This window comes from Shinella zoogloeoides (assembly GCF_020883495.1).
Classification (GTDB): domain Bacteria; phylum Pseudomonadota; class Alphaproteobacteria; order Rhizobiales; family Rhizobiaceae; genus Shinella; species Shinella zoogloeoides.
In genome coordinates this window covers 862907-877737 of the sequence record NZ_CP086610.1, presented here as the reverse complement: position 1 = coordinate 877737, position 14831 = coordinate 862907, and the positions used below count along the sequence as shown (strand labels likewise).

Below are 14831 nucleotides of genomic sequence, written 5' to 3'. Positions count from 1 at the left end.
AAGGCTTACTTCGTTGCGGCTTCGTAGCGCTCCAGGACGTAGTCCCAGTTGATCAGGCTGTCGACGAAGGCTTCGAGGTACTTCGGGCGGGCGTTGCGGTAGTCGATGTAGTAGGAGTGCTCCCATACGTCGACGCCGAGGATCGGTTCCGCGCCGTGGACCAGCGGGTTTTCGCCGTTCGGGGTCTTGGAGATGGCGAGCTTGCCGTCCTTGACGGAGAGCCAGGCCCAGCCGGAGCCGAACTGCGTGGTGCCGGCGGCGACGAAATCGGCCTTGAACTTGTCATAGCCGCCCAGATCGCTGTCGATGGCCTTCTGGAGCGCGCCCGGCAGGCTCTTGCCGCCGCCGCCCTTCTTCATCCACTTCCAGAAATGGACGTGGTTGTAGTGCTGGCCGGCATTGTTGAAGAGGCCCTGGTTGGTGCCGTAGGACTTCTTGACGATCTCCTCGAGGGAGAGACCGGCAAGGCCCGCTTCCTCCGCCAGCTTGTTGCCGTTGTCGACATAGGCCTTGTGGTGCTTGTCGTGGTGATATTCGAGCGTCTCACGCGACATGAAGGGCGCGAGCGCGTCGTAATCGTAGGGAAGCGGCGGAAGTTCGAAAGCCATCGTGGTGTCTCCTCTTTGTTTGCCGCAATTCCGGGGGCCGGCGCTTGTCGGCCGATGCTGGAATTGCTCTGGCGACGGAATTTTGTGAAGGAAATCCGTGAGCGGAACATAGGAGCGGCAACCGGAAGAGGCAACCGCCCGCCTTCCAAATTTTCCTGCCATACGGCAAAATCCTTCCGATTTGCCGTGTCCGTTCAAGGGCAGGCGGAACCTCTTTCCGGGACGCGACGTTTCGTCCCTTCCCCGCCATCCGGAGCCAACCATGCGTGCAACCCGCCTTTCCGTCGCGACCCCCGTCCTTGCCCTTGCCGCCGCAAACGCCCATGCCTCCTCCTCCGATGCCTGGGAGGCATTCCGCGCGAATGTGGAGAAAAGCTGCCTTGCCAGCCTGCCGGAGGCGCTGGGCACCCCGAATGTCTTCGTCGAGCCGACCGGCACGCAATCCTTCGGCATCGCCGCCATCGAGGGGCTTTCGCCGGAATCGAAAAGCCAGATCACCTATCTCTGCATCTACGACAAGCAGAAGAAGACCGTGGAGGTCTCCCCGCCCATCGCCGCCGATTTCCTGCATGTGGTGCGCGAAAGCGAGCGCGAGGCGGCCGCGAAGGAACGTGCCGCGACAGGGGACAATACGACCGAGGATGCAGCCGGGCAGGAATAGACGGCGCGCGCGAGGCCGGAACGGGCAGCGTCCTATGTCTTGTCGCGGCGTGTTGCCAGGGCAAGCGCAACGTCGCGCGCGTCCTCCAAGCCGGCCTGAACGTCCGGGCGCACGCCAGCGCCCTCCCAGTTGCCGTGCGTTATGGGGTTTTCCGCCCTTCCCGTCGGTATAACGACGAAGAGGTCGGAGCCGAGTTCCATCAAGCCGCCCGGATTGGCGCCCCCGCGCGTTTTCGCGCCGACCACGGTCGCACGCTCCAGCGCCTGCAGGTCGTAGGCGAATTCCTCACCCGCCGAATAGGTTTCAGGACCGACCAGCACATAGACGGGCTTTTCGTAATGCACTGGCGTCGGCGAACTCCAGAACGATTCCGTTCTGAAGGTCGTGGTCCCGCGGTTGCGCCAGATGAGATCGTTGATGTGGACCCGCTCGCCCGGATCGAGGAAGAAACTGACGAGATAGGCGACCGATGCCGGATGCCCACCGCCATTGTCCCGCATGTCGACAAGCAGCGCGGCCGTATCCGACAGGCTGCGCATGGCATCGTCGGCGGCCGGCTTGAATATCTCCGGCGGCATGAACCGTTCGAGGCGCATATATCCGATATCGCCGCCGAGCCGCCGCACCTCGAAGCCGGCGCCCTCCGGCTCCGCCGCGGCAGGCTGGTTGCGGAACGGCGAGCCGAAGATCGCCCTCACATGGCCGTCCCGGGTGATCGCCCGCAATTGTTCGGTCAGTTGTTCCGCGAACCGTGCCGGGTCGGTGGCATCGGCATAGGCGTTTTCCGCCAAGGCCGCCTCCAGGGCATCCGCCGCCTGCGCTCCCCTCTCAGGAAAGACATATCCTTCACGCAATTCCACGGCGATGCCGGCAATCGTCTTCCCGACGGTTTGCCGATCCAGAAGTGCGCCTTGCACCTCGGCCCAAGCATGGCATGGAACGGTGGCGAGGGCCGGAATGGCCGCGAGAAAAGCGGCGAGGAACGGTGATCGGCGGCGTTGCGGCATCAGGCTCTCGATTGCTGCTCGAAACACAAGGGCAACCGCCAGTCTGGACGAATCCGCGGCGCGCGCAATACCGCAAATCCAATGGGCCTGTCGCAACTCCCCCCTTCACGACGGTGCTTGCGACAGGCGCTCCCATCTTCAGGCCGTCATTCACGCATCGCCGTTCGAATGCGCCCAGTCGAAATAGAGGTCGCGCGCCTTGGCGGTGACCGGGCCATGCGCGAGTTCGCGGTCTTCCAGACGCGTGACCGGCACGACCTTGGAATAGTTGCCCGAGGTGAAGATCTCGTCGGCGGCTGCGAAATCGGCGGGGGTGAGCGTGGTCTCGACCACGTCGAAGCCGGCTTCCCGCAGCAGGGCGATGACGCGCGAGCGCGTGATGCCTGCAAGGAAGGTGCGGTTGGCGGCGGGCGTGAAGACGACGCCGTCGCGCACCATGAAGATGTTGGACGAGGCGGTTTCGGCGACATTGCCCAGCATGTCGCGCACCAGCGCGTTGTCGAAGCCGCGCTTTTTGGCCTCCACCAGCATGCGGGCGTTGTTGGGGTAGAGGCAGCCGGCCTTGGCGTCCGTCGGCATGCACTCCACCGTCGGGCGGCGGAAGGGCGAGACGGTCAGCGAGGAGGCGGCGTTGGGATCGCCCATCGAGGCCTCGAAGAGGCAGAGCGCAAAGCGCGTGGAGCCGGCATCCGGCGCGACGACGCTGATCGGCGAGCCGTGCTCAGCCCAGTACATCGGCTTGATGTAGATCGCCGTCTTGCCGTCGAACTTCTTGACGCCTTCCCAGGCGAGCGCCTCGATCTCTTCGGAGGAGACCGTCGCAGAAAGGCCAAGCGCTTCGGCCGAGCGGTTGATGCGCTGGCAATGCAGGTCGAGGTCCGGCGCGATGCCGTCGAACCAGCGCGCGCCGTCGAAGACGGTCGAGCCGAGCCACATGGCGTGCGAGGTGGGGCCGATGAGCGGCGGATTGCCGGAAATCCATTCGCCATCCACGAAGGTCCAGGTGGCGGAGCGCGGTGAGGTATCGACTGGCATCTTTCTTCTCCTTTAGCCCATCAAGGCCCGGCCGGCGCAGCCGGTCAAGTCCCGATTGCCTTCCGCCAGCGCGCGCCGCTTGTCCATTCAAGATGTTGAATGGGTGCATCAGGCCTTGTCATGGATGGCGCGGTTGAGGGGGCTTCGGGCGCATGCGATACAGGAGGCAAAGGGAGGACCGCCATGCGCGCCATGTATTACGAAGCCTTCGAGGCGACACCGGAAATCCGGGTGCTTCCCGATCCGACGCCAACGTCCGGCGGGGTCGTCATCAAGGTGGAGGCGACAGGGCTTTGCCGTAGCGACTGGCATGGCTGGATGGGGCATGACCCGGATATCAGGCTGCCGCATGTGCCGGGGCATGAATTGGCCGGCAGGGTGGTGGCGGTCGGCAAGGCCGTGCGGCGTTTTCGCGAGGGCGAGCGGGTGACGGTGCCCTTCGTCTCCGGCTGCGGCCATTGCGGCGAGTGCCGCTCGGGCAATCAACAGGTCTGCGAGGAACAATTCCAGCCCGGTTTCACCCATTGGGGTTCCTTTGCCGAATATGTCGCCATCGACCATGCCGACCACAATCTCGTGCATCTGCCTGAAGCCATCGACTACGCCACGGCCGCCAGTCTCGGCTGCCGCTTCGCCACATCCTTCCGCGCGGTGGTGGACCAGGCGCGGGTGACGGGCGGGGAATGGGTGGCGGTGCATGGCTGCGGGGGCGTCGGCCTTTCCGCCATCATGATCGCCGCCGCGCTCGGCGCGAACCCCATCGCCATCGACATTTCCGCCGAGAAGCTGGATTTCGCGAAGAAGATGGGAGCGGTCGCGGCGATCAATGCCCGCGATGTGGCCGATGTGGCTGAAGCCGTGCGGGAGATCACCGGCGGCGGGGCGCATGCCTCCGTCGATGCGCTGGGGTCGCCCGTCACCTGCTTCAACTCGATCAAGAACCTGCGCCGGCGCGGGCGGCATGTGCAGGTGGGGCTGATGCTGGCCGACCATGCGACGCCGCAGATTCCCATGGCGCAGGTCATCGGCCACGAACTGGAAATCTACGGCAGCCACGGCATGCAGGCCTGGCGCTACGACGCCATGCTGGCGATGATCGCAAGCGGCAAGCTTGCGCCGCAGAAGCTGATCGGGCGGCATATCGGGCTGGAGGAGGCCGTGCCGGCGCTGATGGCGATGGACCGGGCGACGGAGTTGGGGATCAGCGTGATCACGCGGTTCTAAGGGGTAGTTTAAGAGCCCCCTGTCAGAGAAAGCCCCTCATCCCGCTGCCGCGACCTTCTCCCCGCGAGCGGGGAGAAGGAGCAAGAGGTGAGGCTTTCCCATCACGAAAAGTTGGCGGTTGGAAGAGGCCTTGCATCCTCCCCTTCTCCCCGCTTGCGGGGAGAAGGTGCCGGCAGGCGGATGAGGGGCAAAGCGCGCAATTGACATTCGCCCCCCGATACCCGCCAATCGACGGCAAGAGTGCAGGAGAATCGCCGCCATGTCCCATGCCGCCTATGTGTTCGACGCCTATGGAACGTTGTTCGACGTGCACGCGGCGGTGCGGCGCCATGCCGGCGATGTGGGGCCGAACTACCAGATCTTCTCGGAAATCTGGCGCGCCAAGCAGCTCGAATATTCCTGGACGCGGGCGCTGATGGGCGCCTATGCGGATTTCTGGCAGCTCACCGAACAGGCGCTCGACTACACCTTCAAGCGCATCGGCGGCGTCGATCCGGCGCTGCGGCAAAAGCTGCTCGACGCCTACTGGAAGCTCGACTGCTACCCGGAAGTGCCGGCCGTGCTGAAGGCGCTCAAGCAGCGCGGCGCGCATATCGCCATCCTTTCCAACGGCTCGCCCGCCATGCTGGCCTCGGCGGTCAAGAACGCCGCGCTCGACACCGTGATCGACGACATCTTCTCCGTCGACGCGCTGAAGACCTACAAGACCGCCCCCGCCGTCTACGATCTGGTGACGACGAATTATCGGCTCTACCCGAACGCCGTCTCCTTCCAGTCCTCCAACCGCTGGGACATTGCCGGGGCGACGAAGTTCGGCTTCCGCACCGTCTGGATCAACCGTTCCGACATGCCGGACGAATATTTCGACCTCGGCCCCGCCCTCATCCTGCCCTCGCTGGAAAGCCTCTAGAATGGCCTGGTCCGCCGCGCAGTACCTGAAATTCGAGGACGAGCGCACCCGCCCGGCCGCCGATCTCCTCGCCCAGGTGCCGGCGGACCTTCGGGCCGGCACGGTCTACGATCTCGGCTGCGGCCCCGGAAACTCGACGGAACTGCTCGCAAGGCGTTTTCCCGGCCGGGGCGTGCGCGGCGTCGACAATGCGGCCGACATGCTGAAGGCGGCGCGCCAGCGCCTGCCGGGCATCGATTTCGTCGAATGCGATCTTGCCAGATGGCGCCCGCCGGACCCGGCCGCCCTGCTCTTCGCCAATGCCGTCTTCCAATGGCTGCCCGAGCATGTGGCGCTGATGACGCGGCTGATGGACGGCCTTCGCCCCGGCGGCATGCTGGCCGTGCAGATGCCGGACAACCTGATGGAACCCTCCCATCTCCTGATGGAGGAAAGCGCGCAGGCCGGCCCGTGGAAAAGCGCCTTTGCCGAGGGCACGCCGCGCCGCCAACCACTCCCCGCCCCCGCCGCCTATTTCGACGCCCTCGGCCCGAAGGCGGCGCGCGTCGATGTCTGGCACACCGTCTACAACCACCCGATGGCGGATGCGGCGGCCATCGTCGAATGGGTCAAGGGCACCGGCCTTCGCCCCTATCTCGACCGCATCCCGGCGCAAGAGCGCGACGGTTTTCTCGCGGACTACGAGGCGCGGATCGCAGCGGCCTATGCGCCGATGGCGGACGGGCGGCGGTTGCTGCGCTTCCCGCGACTGTTCATCGTGGCGGTGAAGGCGTAGCCGGCGCGGGCAAGGCGGTCAGGATACAGCCTTCGCCACGATGCCCTGGACGAACGCGCTCTTCTCCGCCGTATAGCGATCCCCGTCATAGGGAAACCGCTCCGCAAGACGCCTTTTCAGGGTCGCATATGCCATGGCGGCAGCATCGTGCCGGCGCAGGTAGTCGCGGAACAGCAGGCGCTGCTCATGCGTGCGGTTGTGCGGAGGACAGAGATAGACCCGCAGCCTCGGCATGGCGCTCTTCGACAGGAATGCCCAAACATCGTCGCCGTAACGGTTTCCACGCGGCTCGTAGCCGGCTTCGACGAGGCGTGCGGCAGCGCCCGGAATAGCATCCGGACCGGTCAGGGTGATATCGATATCGATCACCGGCTTGGCCGGCATGCCGGGCACGGATGTGCTTCCGATATGGTCGACCGCCACCACCGCGGAGCCGAGCCACGCCCGCAGGACGGCCTGCGCATTTGCAAAAAACGTTGGCCAAGCCGGATCGTACGGGACGATTTCGACCAGTGTCGCCATCGGGCTTTCCCCTTCCGTGAGGTTGCCCCGCGAGGCTAGACCATCGGGAAGCCGCAATCCACCTGCCCGCCTTTCCAAAAACCGGCGGGCGGAGTATGGGAGAGGTTTGGCCGCGCCTGCGGCAGGGAGCCTTTCATGCAGTCCTCGTCTTCAACCGTCGTTTCGCCGGACTGGCCGGCCATTGTCGCCGTCGTGCTTGGCGCGACCGCCTTTTCCGTGGCGCAGGGGCTGACCTATCCGCTCGTCTCGCTGACGCTGGAATCGCGCGGCTTCTCGCCCTCGATGATCGGCGTCAACGCCATCGCCTATGCGGCCGGCATGGGGGCCTCGACGCTGCTCATCGGCAGCCTCACCTCGCGCTGGCGGGCGGACCGGCTGATCATCGCAAGCCTCGTCGTCTGCTCGATGTGCCTTGCCACCTTCGCCGCCTCGGCCTCCTTCACGGTCTGGCTCGTTGCGCGCTTCCTGCTCGGCTTCTTCGCCAGCGTCATCTTCATGCTGGGCGAAGCCTGGCTCAATGCCGCCTGCCCGGACCGGCTGCGCGGGCGGGTTTCCGGCCTCTACGGCGCAGGTATCTGCGCGGGCTTCGCGGCCGGGCCGCTCGCCATTCCATTGCTCGGCAGCGAAGGCGGCCTCGGCTTTGCGCTGACGGCGGTCTATCTGGCCATCGTGGCGTTCGCCACCGGCATGCTGATGTTCTCGACGAAGACCGTGCCCGAGCCTTCCTCCAACGGCGATCTCTTCCGCTTCTTCAAGGCCGCGCCGCTTCTCGTCGGCATGGTCTTCGCCTTCGGTTTCGCCGATATCGCGGCGATCTCCGCCATGCCGGTCTATTTCGTGAAGATGGGCTACAGCCAGTCCTTCGCCGCCATCAGCGTGACCGTGCTCGCCCTTCCGACGGCCATCGCCCAGCCCTTCATCGGCGTGCTGCTCGACAGGCTGCCGCGCGAACGGGTGGCGCTCGCCGCCGTCAGCGTCGCGGCCTTGAGCTACTTCGTGCTGCCGCTGGTTCGGTCGGAAATCGCGATCCTCACGGTCTTCGCCATCATGGGCGCGGCCGCCTTCTCGCTCTATACCTGCGCGCTCACCATGCTCGGCGAACGGCACAGCGGCTCCATGCTGGTGGCCGGCAGTGCGGCCTTCGCGCTCGCCTACTCGGTCGGCAGCGGCGCGGGATCGGGCCTGACAGGCGCGATCATGGATGCGGGCGGACCGCAGGCCGGGCCGATCTCGGTCGGCCTCGGCCTCACCGCCTTCACCGCCGCGCTGTTTTTCGCGCGGCGGCGGTAAGCGAAGGTATCAGACGAACTGGCTGAGGCCCGGGACGGAGGCGACGACTTCGTCGACCACGTCGGCGCCGGCATGTTCGCGGGCGACCGCGATGGTTTCCTTGGCAAGGCCGGTGATTTCGCCCATGCCGAGGCCCTGGCTCATGAGCTGCTGGCCGAGGCCCATGACGCCGCCGCCACCGATGGCGCTCATCAGGCTGCCGAGCAGGCCCTTGCTTTCGCCTTCGCCATTATACTTGGCGACGAGATCGGACGCGCCCGGAATGGCTTCGATCATCTTGGCGACCGGGCCATCGGCCGCTTCGCGCTGCAGGAAGCCGAGCATCATGCCGATCGCCTTTTCGGCAAGGGCAGCATCGATGCCGACGGCATCGGCAACGCGGGTGACGAGATCGCTCATGGAAAATCCTCCAATGGAATTGACGTTGACGTCAAGGTAAATGAATTCCGCGACAAACTCAAGCGGCTCCGATGCGCTTTCATGAGGGTCGGCGCGCCCGCAAATCGTGTTGTTTGCCTGCCGGACTATCCTTATAAGCTGTGGAAGACGATTCAATGAAAACATGGCCGAAGCGATGCGCGGCCGGACGAATCGCAGGACCGGCAGCCAGGGAGTTTCAACGTGGCGGATTCCATTCTTCAGGACGGGAAACTCTATATCGGCACCAGCCGCAAGCCCGACGACACCAACAACAAGCCGGAATATCTGGAGCTGAAGTTCGGCAACCGTCACGGTCTCGTGACCGGCGCGACCGGCACCGGCAAGACGGTGACGCTGCAAATCCTCGCCGAAGGTTTTTCCAATGCCGGCGTTCCGGTGTTCTGCGCCGACGTGAAGGGCGACCTTTCGGGCATCGGCGCGATGGGCGAGCCGAAGGATTTCCTCCAGAAGCGCGCCGACCAGATCGGCCTCACCCCTTATGATTTCCAGGAATTCCCGGTCATCTTCTGGGACCTTTACGGCGAGAAGGGCCACCGCGTCCGCACCACCATTTCCGAGATGGGGCCCCTGCTGCTCTCGCGCCTGATGAACGCGACGGACGCGCAGGAAGGCGTCATCAACATCGCCTTCAAGATCGCCGACCAGGGCGGCCTGCCGCTGCTCGACCTCAAGGACCTGCAGGCGCTTCTCAACTACATGGGCGAGAACGCCTCGGCGCTCTCCAACCAGTACGGCTTCATCTCCAAAGCCTCCGTCGGCTCGATCCAGCGCGAGCTGCTGATCCTCGAGCAGCAGGGGGCCGAACAGTTCTTCGGCGAGCCGGCGCTGAAGATTTCCGACATCATGCGCACCACCAATGACGGACGCGGCGCGATCTCGGTGCTGGCCGCCGACAAGCTGATGATGAACCCGCGCCTCTACGGCACCTTCCTGCTCTGGATGCTCTCGGAACTCTTCGAGGTTCTGCCGGAAGTGGGCGACCCGGAAAAGCCGAAACTCGTCTTCTTCTTCGACGAGGCGCACCTGCTCTTCAACGATGCGCCGAAGGTGCTGATCGAGCGCGTGGAACAGGTCGTGCGCCTTATCCGCTCCAAGGGCGTCGGCGTCTATTTCGTCACGCAGAACCCGCTCGACGTGCCGGAAACGGTGCTCGCCCAGCTCGGCAATCGCGTGCAGCACGCATTGCGCGCCTATACGCCGCGCGAGCAGAAGGCTGTAAAGACCGCCGCCGACACCTTCCGCCCCAACCCGGATTTCAACTGCGCCGAGGTGATCACCCAGCTCGGCACCGGCGAGGCGCTGGTCTCGACGCTCGAAGGCAAGGGCGCGCCCTCCATGGTGGAACGCACGCTGGTGCGCCCGCCGGTCTCGCGCCTCGGCCCGGTCACGGATGCCGAGCGGCAGGACATCATGAAGGTCAGCCCCGTCGCCGGCCTCTATGACGAGGACTTCGACCGCGAGTCGGCCTACGAGATGCTGATGGCCCGCGCCAAGAAGGCCGCCGATGCTGCCGCTGCGCAGGAACAGGCGCAGACCGAGGAGGCCCAGCCCTCCTCCGGCGGCAGCCGCTGGACCCTGCCCGGCTTCGGCGATGAAGAACCGACCACGCCCGCCGCGCCGAAGCAGGCGAAACCGCGTGCCGGCTACCAGCGTGAAACGGTAGCGGAAGCGGCGATGAAATCCGTGGCGCGCACCGTGGCGTCGTCGCTCGGGCGGGCGCTGGTGCGCGGGATTCTCGGGAGCTTGCGGCGGTAGGCTGCGGGCGGCCCCTCATCCGCCTGCCGGCACCTTCTCCCCGCAAGCGGGGAGAAGGGACTTGTGGCTCTGCAGCATTCCATCTCTACCGGCTCGTTTTACGGGAAGCCGGCGCGGCATTCGCCTTCTCCCCGCCTGCGGGGAGAAGGTCGCGGCAGCGGGATGAGGGGCAGCACCGTTGCCAACGCGCCTTTCCGATGCTACCCATGCCCCCGTTCGCAACACGTAAAAGGGACTGTGCCGTGAAGTTCGGCTTCCTGCCACATCGCACACATGGCCCTGATCTTGCCCTGCAGATGCGTTTGCAGGGCTGATCGGAACGAACACATTTTCTCTTCTGGTCTGCCCTACCCGGCGATGCGGCCTTGCGCCTGCATCAAACTCCCCGGCCTTTCGCGTGACTGACGGCTGACGCCGCGCCGCGAAGCCCTGAAGACCAGAGACTTTCCATGTCGCTCATCAATATCCGTGCGCTCGGCGTCACGCTGTCCACCGACCTCTTTGCCAACCTCAACCTCTCCATCGCCGCCGGCGACCGCATCGGCCTCGTCGCCGCCAACGGGCGCGGCAAGTCCACGCTGCTGAAATGCATCACCGGCGCTTTCGAGCCGACGACGGGCGAGATTACCCGCGCCCGCGGCCTCACCGTCGGGCATATGGAGCAGCACCTTCCGCCCAGCCTCGAAAAGCTCACCTTCCGCGAAGCGGTGCTGAGCGCCCTCTGCCCCGAGCAGCAGGACAGCGAAAGCTGGCGCGCCGATGTGACGCTGGAGGAGCTGGAGGTGCCAGAGGCGCTGCGCGAGCGGCCGCTTGCGGCCCTCAGCGGCGGATGGCAGCGCATCGCGCTCGTCGCCCGCGTGCGCGTCGGCGAGCCGGACGTGCTGCTGCTGGACGAGCCGACCAACCATCTCGACCTCGAAAAGATCGCCCGGATGGAAAACTGGCTCGGCACATTGCCGCGCGACATGCCGGTTGTCCTTTCAAGCCACGACCGCGCCTTCCTCGATGCGGTGACGAACCGCACGCTCTTCTTGCGGCCCGAGCGCTCGCAGGTCTTCGCCCTGCCCTATTCCCGCGCCCGCGCCGCGCTGGACGAGGCGGATGCGGCGGAGGAGCGGCGTTTCGAGAAGGACATGAAGACGGCGCAGCAGCTTCGCCAGCAGGCGGCCAAGCTCAACAATATCGGCATCAATTCCGGCAGCGACCTTCTGGTGGTGAAGACCAAGCAGTTGAAAACCCGGGCCGAGCGGATCGAGGAGACGGCCAGGCCCGCGCATCTGGAGCGCTCGGCCGGCGCGATCCGGCTTGCGGGGCGCGGCACCCATGCCAAGGTGCTGGTGACGCTGGAGGACGCCGCGGTGGAGACGCCGGATGGAACGCCGCTCTTCCGCACCGGGCGGAAATTCATCTGCCAGGGCGACCGCATCGTGCTGCTCGGCCTCAACGGCACCGGCAAGACGCGGCTGGTGCGGCGGCTGCGGCAGGCGATCGAGGGCGCAAGCGAACTGGGTATCAAGCCGACGCCCTCGCTGGTGCTCGGCTATGGCGACCAGGCGCTTTCCGACCTTTCGGATACGGAAACGCCGCATGGCACGATCATTCACCGCTTCGACGTGGGCGACCAGCGGGCGCGCAGCCTGCTTGCCGGCGCGGGCTTTTCGGTGGAGATGCAGGGGCGGCCGGTCGGGCAGCTTTCCGGCGGGCAGAAGGCGCGGCTCGGCATGCTGGTGCTGCGGCTCACCAACCCGAATTTCTACCTGCTCGACGAGCCGACCAACCATCTCGACATCGAGGGGCAGGAAGCGCTGGAACGGGAACTGACGGCGCAGGAGGCAAGCTGCCTGTTCGTCTCGCACGACCGCGCCTTCGTGCGGGCGGTGGCGAACCGCTTCTGGCTGATCGAGAAGCGCAAGCTGATCGAGGTGGACGGGCCGGAAGACTTCTTCGAGGAGGCGGCGCTGCTGGCCTGATCACCCGATACGCGGATCGCCGCGAAAATCCTCGCGGGAAAAGCCGATGCGTCTTGGCGGATGGTCGCAGAGCGCCTGCACGCCGAGGGCAGAGAGGCGGATGCGCCAGGTCTGGCGCTCTACCAGCTTCGGCGCGGCAAAGCCCGTTGCCGTCAGCAGCGCCATGTTGCTGCCGGCGGCGGGGTCGCGCACCGAGCGGTAGAGGATGGCGGCGATGCCGCCTTCCCGCGCGCCGTCGGCCAACGACTGGCAGGCGGCGTAGTCGGTCGGGTGCGTCCAGTGCGGGGCGTCGCGGTCGAGCGGCGGCAGGGTGAGGTCGAGGCTCCTGTCCGTCGCGATGGCGGCGGAGAAGGCGGTGTAGTCGGCGGCATTGCCGGGCAGCGGCGTTGCCGGCGATTCGGCAAAGAATAGCAGGCGGTAGAAGGCCATTTCGGCCAGCGCCGTCTCCACCGTCAGCGCCGCATAGTAGACGCCGAGCGTGCGCCCTGCCCTGCGGAAACGCGAGCCGTGCGGGTAGACCGCGCCGTAGCGGAAGGGCGTGGCGAGCAGGTAATCGAGGCCGGCGCATTCGGGCGGCAGGACCGGCTTGCTCTCCTCCAGAATGTCTTCGAGCAAGGCCTGTTCATCGAGCGTATCGACGAGCTTCAGGGTCGAGACGCGGTGTTGCGCCTCGACGAACCGCCAGACGGGCCCCGAAAAGGGCCGCGCCTCAGACGAGAGCGCGGCGGGCGTCCAGATAGGCAAGGACATCGACAAGGCCGGTAACGGAGGTGATGCGGTCGATGGGGCGGGCGCGGAGCGCCGTGTTGTCCGCCACCATCCAGGCGCGGGAGACGGCCTCGTCGCCGCCGGTGATGGCGTCGAGCGAGCGGAAGAGACGCACCAGAAGAACGGCAAGCTCGAAGGGTTTCGTGCCGCGCTCCAGCAGCACATCCTGCCGCTTCAGCCGCGAGACCGTCGCCTCCGAAACGCCGATGACCGCCGAGAGGATGCGCGCCGTCAGGCCCAGCCCGTCCGCCGCGCGGACAGCCGCCTTGGTGAGCACGACGCCCTCGGCATTGGCCTGTTGTACGGGTTTGCGCTGCATGGTGCGACCTCCTTTCATGAGAAACAATATATGCCTTATTTTTCTTATGACAAGGATTTCGTACATACGAAAAACCCGGATGCAGGGAACATCCGGGCTTTCGGGAGGTCAGTCGGCGGACTGATCAGTTGCAGACCGTGATCTTTCTGAAGATCACATTGCCATAATCGTCATAGGCTTTCACCTTCTTGACGAAGCAATGGGGCGTCTCGTCGTAGCTATTGTAGCAGCGGGCCTGCGAGGGGGCGGCGAAGGAGATGACCGCGACGGTGGCGATGGCGGCGGAAACGATGATCTTGCGCATGGGTCTCTCCTGATCGGGGGGATGAGCCTTTCTCATCCAGTGACCGGAAGATCGCACATCGCCCCCTGCCGCGCTGTTCCCGGCGGAACACATGAAAAAGGCCGCCCGGAGAACCGGACGGCCTTTTTCTTGTTCGGACCGCAGGCCGATCAGGCGACGGTCGTCTTGACGTCGAGGTTGCCGCGCGTGGCGTGGCTGTAGGGGCAGACGACATGGGCCTTCTTCACGAGGTCTTCGACCACGGCCTTGTCGAGGCCGGGAACGGAAACTTCCAGCGCCGCCTCGATGCCGAAGCCGCCGCCATCCTCGCGCGGGCCGACGCCGACCGTCGCCGTCACCTTGGCGTCGTCCGGAATCTTCACCTTTTCCTGGCCGGCGACGAATTTCAGCGCACCGAGGAAGCAGGCGGAATAACCGATGGCGAAGAGCTTTTCCGGGTTGGCGCCGGGCGCGCCGTCGCCGCCGAGTTCCTTCGGCAGGGTCAGCGTCACGTCGACGGTGCCGTCTTCCGTTGCGCCATGGCCTGCGCGGCCGCCGGTCGAGGAAGCCTTGGTCCTGTAGAGAATGGGCATGGGTGTCTCCTTCCTGGTTTCGTTGATGATGGGAAATTGGTAGCGTAAAATTAGATTGCGCGCAATATGATTTTGCAAATTGCAATTTTGGCCGTTTGTGCGACAATGGCAGCATGATCGACAAACGTGACGAAGCTGAGACAGGCGATATTCCGGCCGGCATGCTGGCGCTCGACGCGCAGCTCTGTTTCGCCGTCTATTCCGCCGCCCATGCGCTCAACCGCACCTATAAACCCCTGCTCGACCCCTACGGCCTCACCTATCCGCAATATATCGCGCTGATGACGCTTTGGGAGGAGGACCGCCGCACGGTGAAGGCGCTGGGCGAGACGCTCGGCCTCGATTCCGGCACGCTCTCCCCTCTCCTCAAGCGGCTGGAGGCGGCCGGCTATATCCGCCGCGCCCGCGACAAGAGCGACGAGCGGCAGGTGCTGGTGACACTCACCGACAAGGGCCGCGCCATGCAGCGCGACGCGCTGGCCATCCGCATGGAGATCGGCAAGGCGACCGGCTGCTCGCTGGAGACCCTGCAGGCGCTGACCGCCGAGTTGCAGGCCCTGGCCGGCCGGCTGGAAGGCGAAGGCAAGCAGGGCGACGCCGCCTGACGGACAGGACATCCACGCTTCATCCCTTTGGATTTGCGCCCGCCACGCCGCAAAACAGCTACGCA

General features: G+C 65.6%; 17 protein-coding genes. 8 read left to right on the top strand and 9 right to left on the bottom strand.

Going from position 1 to position 14831, the window contains the following annotated elements; all coding sequences use genetic code 11:
• Nucleotides 1-5: 5 nt before the first annotated feature.
• Nucleotides 6-608, bottom strand: a complete 603-nt coding sequence (locus tag K8M09_RS04335; RefSeq protein WP_160785573.1) for a superoxide dismutase — start codon at nucleotides 606-608, stop codon at nucleotides 6-8.
• Between the two features lie 262 nt (nucleotides 609-870).
• Between K8M09_RS04335 and K8M09_RS04330 the strand changes: the two genes are divergently transcribed.
• Nucleotides 871-1269: a hypothetical protein gene (locus K8M09_RS04330; protein ID WP_160785572.1), complete on the top strand. Its 399-nt coding sequence runs from the start codon at nucleotides 871-873 to the stop codon at nucleotides 1267-1269.
• 32 nt (nucleotides 1270-1301) lie between these two features.
• Here K8M09_RS04330 and K8M09_RS04325 read toward each other — a convergent pair whose 3' ends face one another.
• Both K8M09_RS04325 and K8M09_RS04320 read right to left on the bottom strand, forming a co-directional pair.
• Entirely contained in the window at nucleotides 1302-2276 is a 975-nt protein-coding gene (locus K8M09_RS04325) for a S41 family peptidase (RefSeq protein WP_160785571.1), read from the bottom strand.
• Between the two features lie 150 nt (nucleotides 2277-2426).
• Complete coding sequence (locus K8M09_RS04320) at nucleotides 2427-3311, bottom strand: branched-chain amino acid aminotransferase (protein ID WP_160785570.1); 885 nt, start codon at nucleotides 3309-3311, stop codon at nucleotides 2427-2429.
• A 183-nt stretch (nucleotides 3312-3494) separates the two neighbouring features.
• Between K8M09_RS04320 and K8M09_RS04315 the strand changes: the two genes are divergently transcribed.
• The 3 genes from K8M09_RS04315 to tam all read left to right on the top strand — a co-directional run bounded on the left by K8M09_RS04315 (nucleotide 3495) and on the right by tam (nucleotide 6220).
• Nucleotides 3495-4535, top strand: coding sequence for a zinc-dependent alcohol dehydrogenase family protein (locus K8M09_RS04315; protein ID WP_160785569.1), 1041 nt, complete (start codon nucleotides 3495-3497; stop codon nucleotides 4533-4535).
• Between the two features lie 259 nt (nucleotides 4536-4794).
• Nucleotides 4795-5445 (top strand): haloacid dehalogenase type II, encoded by a 651-nt coding sequence (locus tag K8M09_RS04310; RefSeq protein WP_160785568.1) that lies wholly within the window; start codon nucleotides 4795-4797, stop codon nucleotides 5443-5445.
• Between the two features lies 1 nt (nucleotide 5446).
• Complete coding sequence (gene tam, locus K8M09_RS04305) at nucleotides 5447-6220, top strand: trans-aconitate 2-methyltransferase (protein WP_160785567.1); 774 nt, start codon at nucleotides 5447-5449, stop codon at nucleotides 6218-6220.
• A gap of 18 nt (nucleotides 6221-6238) precedes the next feature.
• Here the strand turns inward: tam and K8M09_RS04300 are convergent, their stop codons facing one another.
• Nucleotides 6239-6742, bottom strand: a complete 504-nt coding sequence (locus K8M09_RS04300) for a GrpB family protein (protein ID WP_160785566.1) — start codon at nucleotides 6740-6742, stop codon at nucleotides 6239-6241.
• A 135-nt stretch (nucleotides 6743-6877) separates the two neighbouring features.
• Between K8M09_RS04300 and K8M09_RS04295 the strand changes: the two genes are divergently transcribed.
• Entirely contained in the window at nucleotides 6878-8032 is a 1155-nt protein-coding gene (locus K8M09_RS04295) for an MFS transporter (RefSeq protein WP_160785565.1), read from the top strand.
• A gap of 9 nt (nucleotides 8033-8041) precedes the next feature.
• On the opposite strand, the gene K8M09_RS04290 is transcribed toward K8M09_RS04295, so the two are convergent.
• The gene (locus tag K8M09_RS04290; RefSeq protein ID WP_160785564.1) at nucleotides 8042-8431 is read right to left on the bottom strand and encodes a hypothetical protein; all 390 of its coding nucleotides are present in this window, start codon (nucleotides 8429-8431) and stop codon (nucleotides 8042-8044) included.
• Between the two features lie 234 nt (nucleotides 8432-8665).
• Between K8M09_RS04290 and K8M09_RS04285 the strand changes: the two genes are divergently transcribed.
• Both K8M09_RS04285 and K8M09_RS04280 read left to right on the top strand, forming a co-directional pair.
• Nucleotides 8666-10228 (top strand): helicase HerA-like C-terminal domain-containing protein, encoded by a 1563-nt coding sequence (locus K8M09_RS04285; protein WP_160785694.1) that lies wholly within the window; start codon nucleotides 8666-8668, stop codon nucleotides 10226-10228.
• 449 nt (nucleotides 10229-10677) lie between these two features.
• Nucleotides 10678-12198, top strand: a complete 1521-nt coding sequence (locus K8M09_RS04280; protein ID WP_160785563.1) for an ABC-F family ATP-binding cassette domain-containing protein — start codon at nucleotides 10678-10680, stop codon at nucleotides 12196-12198.
• Here the strand turns inward: K8M09_RS04280 and K8M09_RS04275 are convergent, their stop codons facing one another.
• The 4 genes from K8M09_RS04275 to K8M09_RS04260 all read right to left on the bottom strand — a co-directional run bounded on the left by K8M09_RS04275 (nucleotide 12199) and on the right by K8M09_RS04260 (nucleotide 14161).
• Nucleotides 12199-12948, bottom strand: a complete 750-nt coding sequence (locus K8M09_RS04275) for an RES family NAD+ phosphorylase (protein ID WP_160785562.1) — start codon at nucleotides 12946-12948, stop codon at nucleotides 12199-12201. It lies immediately after the preceding gene.
• Complete coding sequence (locus K8M09_RS04270) at nucleotides 12908-13285, bottom strand: MbcA/ParS/Xre antitoxin family protein (protein ID WP_229342148.1); 378 nt, start codon at nucleotides 13283-13285, stop codon at nucleotides 12908-12910. Before K8M09_RS04270 ends, K8M09_RS04275 begins: the two co-directional genes overlap by 41 nt.
• Nucleotides 13286-13409: 124 nt before the next feature.
• Nucleotides 13410-13589 (bottom strand): hypothetical protein, encoded by a 180-nt coding sequence (locus K8M09_RS04265; RefSeq protein ID WP_160785560.1) that lies wholly within the window; start codon nucleotides 13587-13589, stop codon nucleotides 13410-13412.
• A gap of 149 nt (nucleotides 13590-13738) precedes the next feature.
• Nucleotides 13739-14161, bottom strand: a complete 423-nt coding sequence (locus tag K8M09_RS04260) for an organic hydroperoxide resistance protein (protein WP_160785559.1) — start codon at nucleotides 14159-14161, stop codon at nucleotides 13739-13741.
• 113 nt (nucleotides 14162-14274) lie between these two features.
• Here K8M09_RS04260 and K8M09_RS04255 point away from each other — a divergent pair, with 113 nt between their 5' ends.
• The gene (locus K8M09_RS04255; RefSeq protein ID WP_160785558.1) at nucleotides 14275-14766 is read left to right on the top strand and encodes a MarR family winged helix-turn-helix transcriptional regulator; all 492 of its coding nucleotides are present in this window, start codon (nucleotides 14275-14277) and stop codon (nucleotides 14764-14766) included.
• Nucleotides 14767-14831: the final 65 nt, after the last annotated feature.

Bases quoted from the DNA above. Each gene is read 5' to 3' on its own strand.
- K8M09_RS04325 (WP_160785571.1), bottom strand. From the start codon at position 2,276: ATGCCGCAACGCCGCCGATCACCGTTCCTCGCCGCTTTTCTCGCGGCC.
- K8M09_RS04260 (WP_160785559.1), bottom strand. From the start codon at position 14,161: ATGCCCATTCTCTACAGGACCAAGGCTTCCTCGACCGGCGGCCGCGCA.
- tam (WP_160785567.1), top strand. From the start codon at position 5,447: ATGGCCTGGTCCGCCGCGCAGTACCTGAAATTCGAGGACGAGCGCACC.
- K8M09_RS04270 (WP_229342148.1), bottom strand. From the start codon at position 13,285: ATGCAGCGCAAACCCGTACAACAGGCCAATGCCGAGGGCGTCGTGCTC.
- K8M09_RS04275 (WP_160785562.1), bottom strand. From the start codon at position 12,948: ATGTCCTTGCCTATCTGGACGCCCGCCGCGCTCTCGTCTGAGGCGCGG.
- K8M09_RS04320 (WP_160785570.1), bottom strand. From the start codon at position 3,311: ATGCCAGTCGATACCTCACCGCGCTCCGCCACCTGGACCTTCGTGGAT.
- K8M09_RS04290 (WP_160785564.1), bottom strand. From the start codon at position 8,431: ATGAGCGATCTCGTCACCCGCGTTGCCGATGCCGTCGGCATCGATGCT.
- K8M09_RS04335 (WP_160785573.1), bottom strand. From the start codon at position 608: ATGGCTTTCGAACTTCCGCCGCTTCCCTACGATTACGACGCGCTCGCG.
- K8M09_RS04310 (WP_160785568.1), top strand. From the start codon at position 4,795: ATGTCCCATGCCGCCTATGTGTTCGACGCCTATGGAACGTTGTTCGAC.
- K8M09_RS04330 (WP_160785572.1), top strand. From the start codon at position 871: ATGCGTGCAACCCGCCTTTCCGTCGCGACCCCCGTCCTTGCCCTTGCC.
- K8M09_RS04315 (WP_160785569.1), top strand. From the start codon at position 3,495: ATGCGCGCCATGTATTACGAAGCCTTCGAGGCGACACCGGAAATCCGG.
- K8M09_RS04300 (WP_160785566.1), bottom strand. From the start codon at position 6,742: ATGGCGACACTGGTCGAAATCGTCCCGTACGATCCGGCTTGGCCAACG.
- K8M09_RS04280 (WP_160785563.1), top strand. From the start codon at position 10,678: ATGTCGCTCATCAATATCCGTGCGCTCGGCGTCACGCTGTCCACCGAC.
- K8M09_RS04255 (WP_160785558.1), top strand. From the start codon at position 14,275: ATGATCGACAAACGTGACGAAGCTGAGACAGGCGATATTCCGGCCGGC.
- K8M09_RS04265 (WP_160785560.1), bottom strand. From the start codon at position 13,589: ATGCGCAAGATCATCGTTTCCGCCGCCATCGCCACCGTCGCGGTCATC.
- K8M09_RS04295 (WP_160785565.1), top strand. From the start codon at position 6,878: ATGCAGTCCTCGTCTTCAACCGTCGTTTCGCCGGACTGGCCGGCCATT.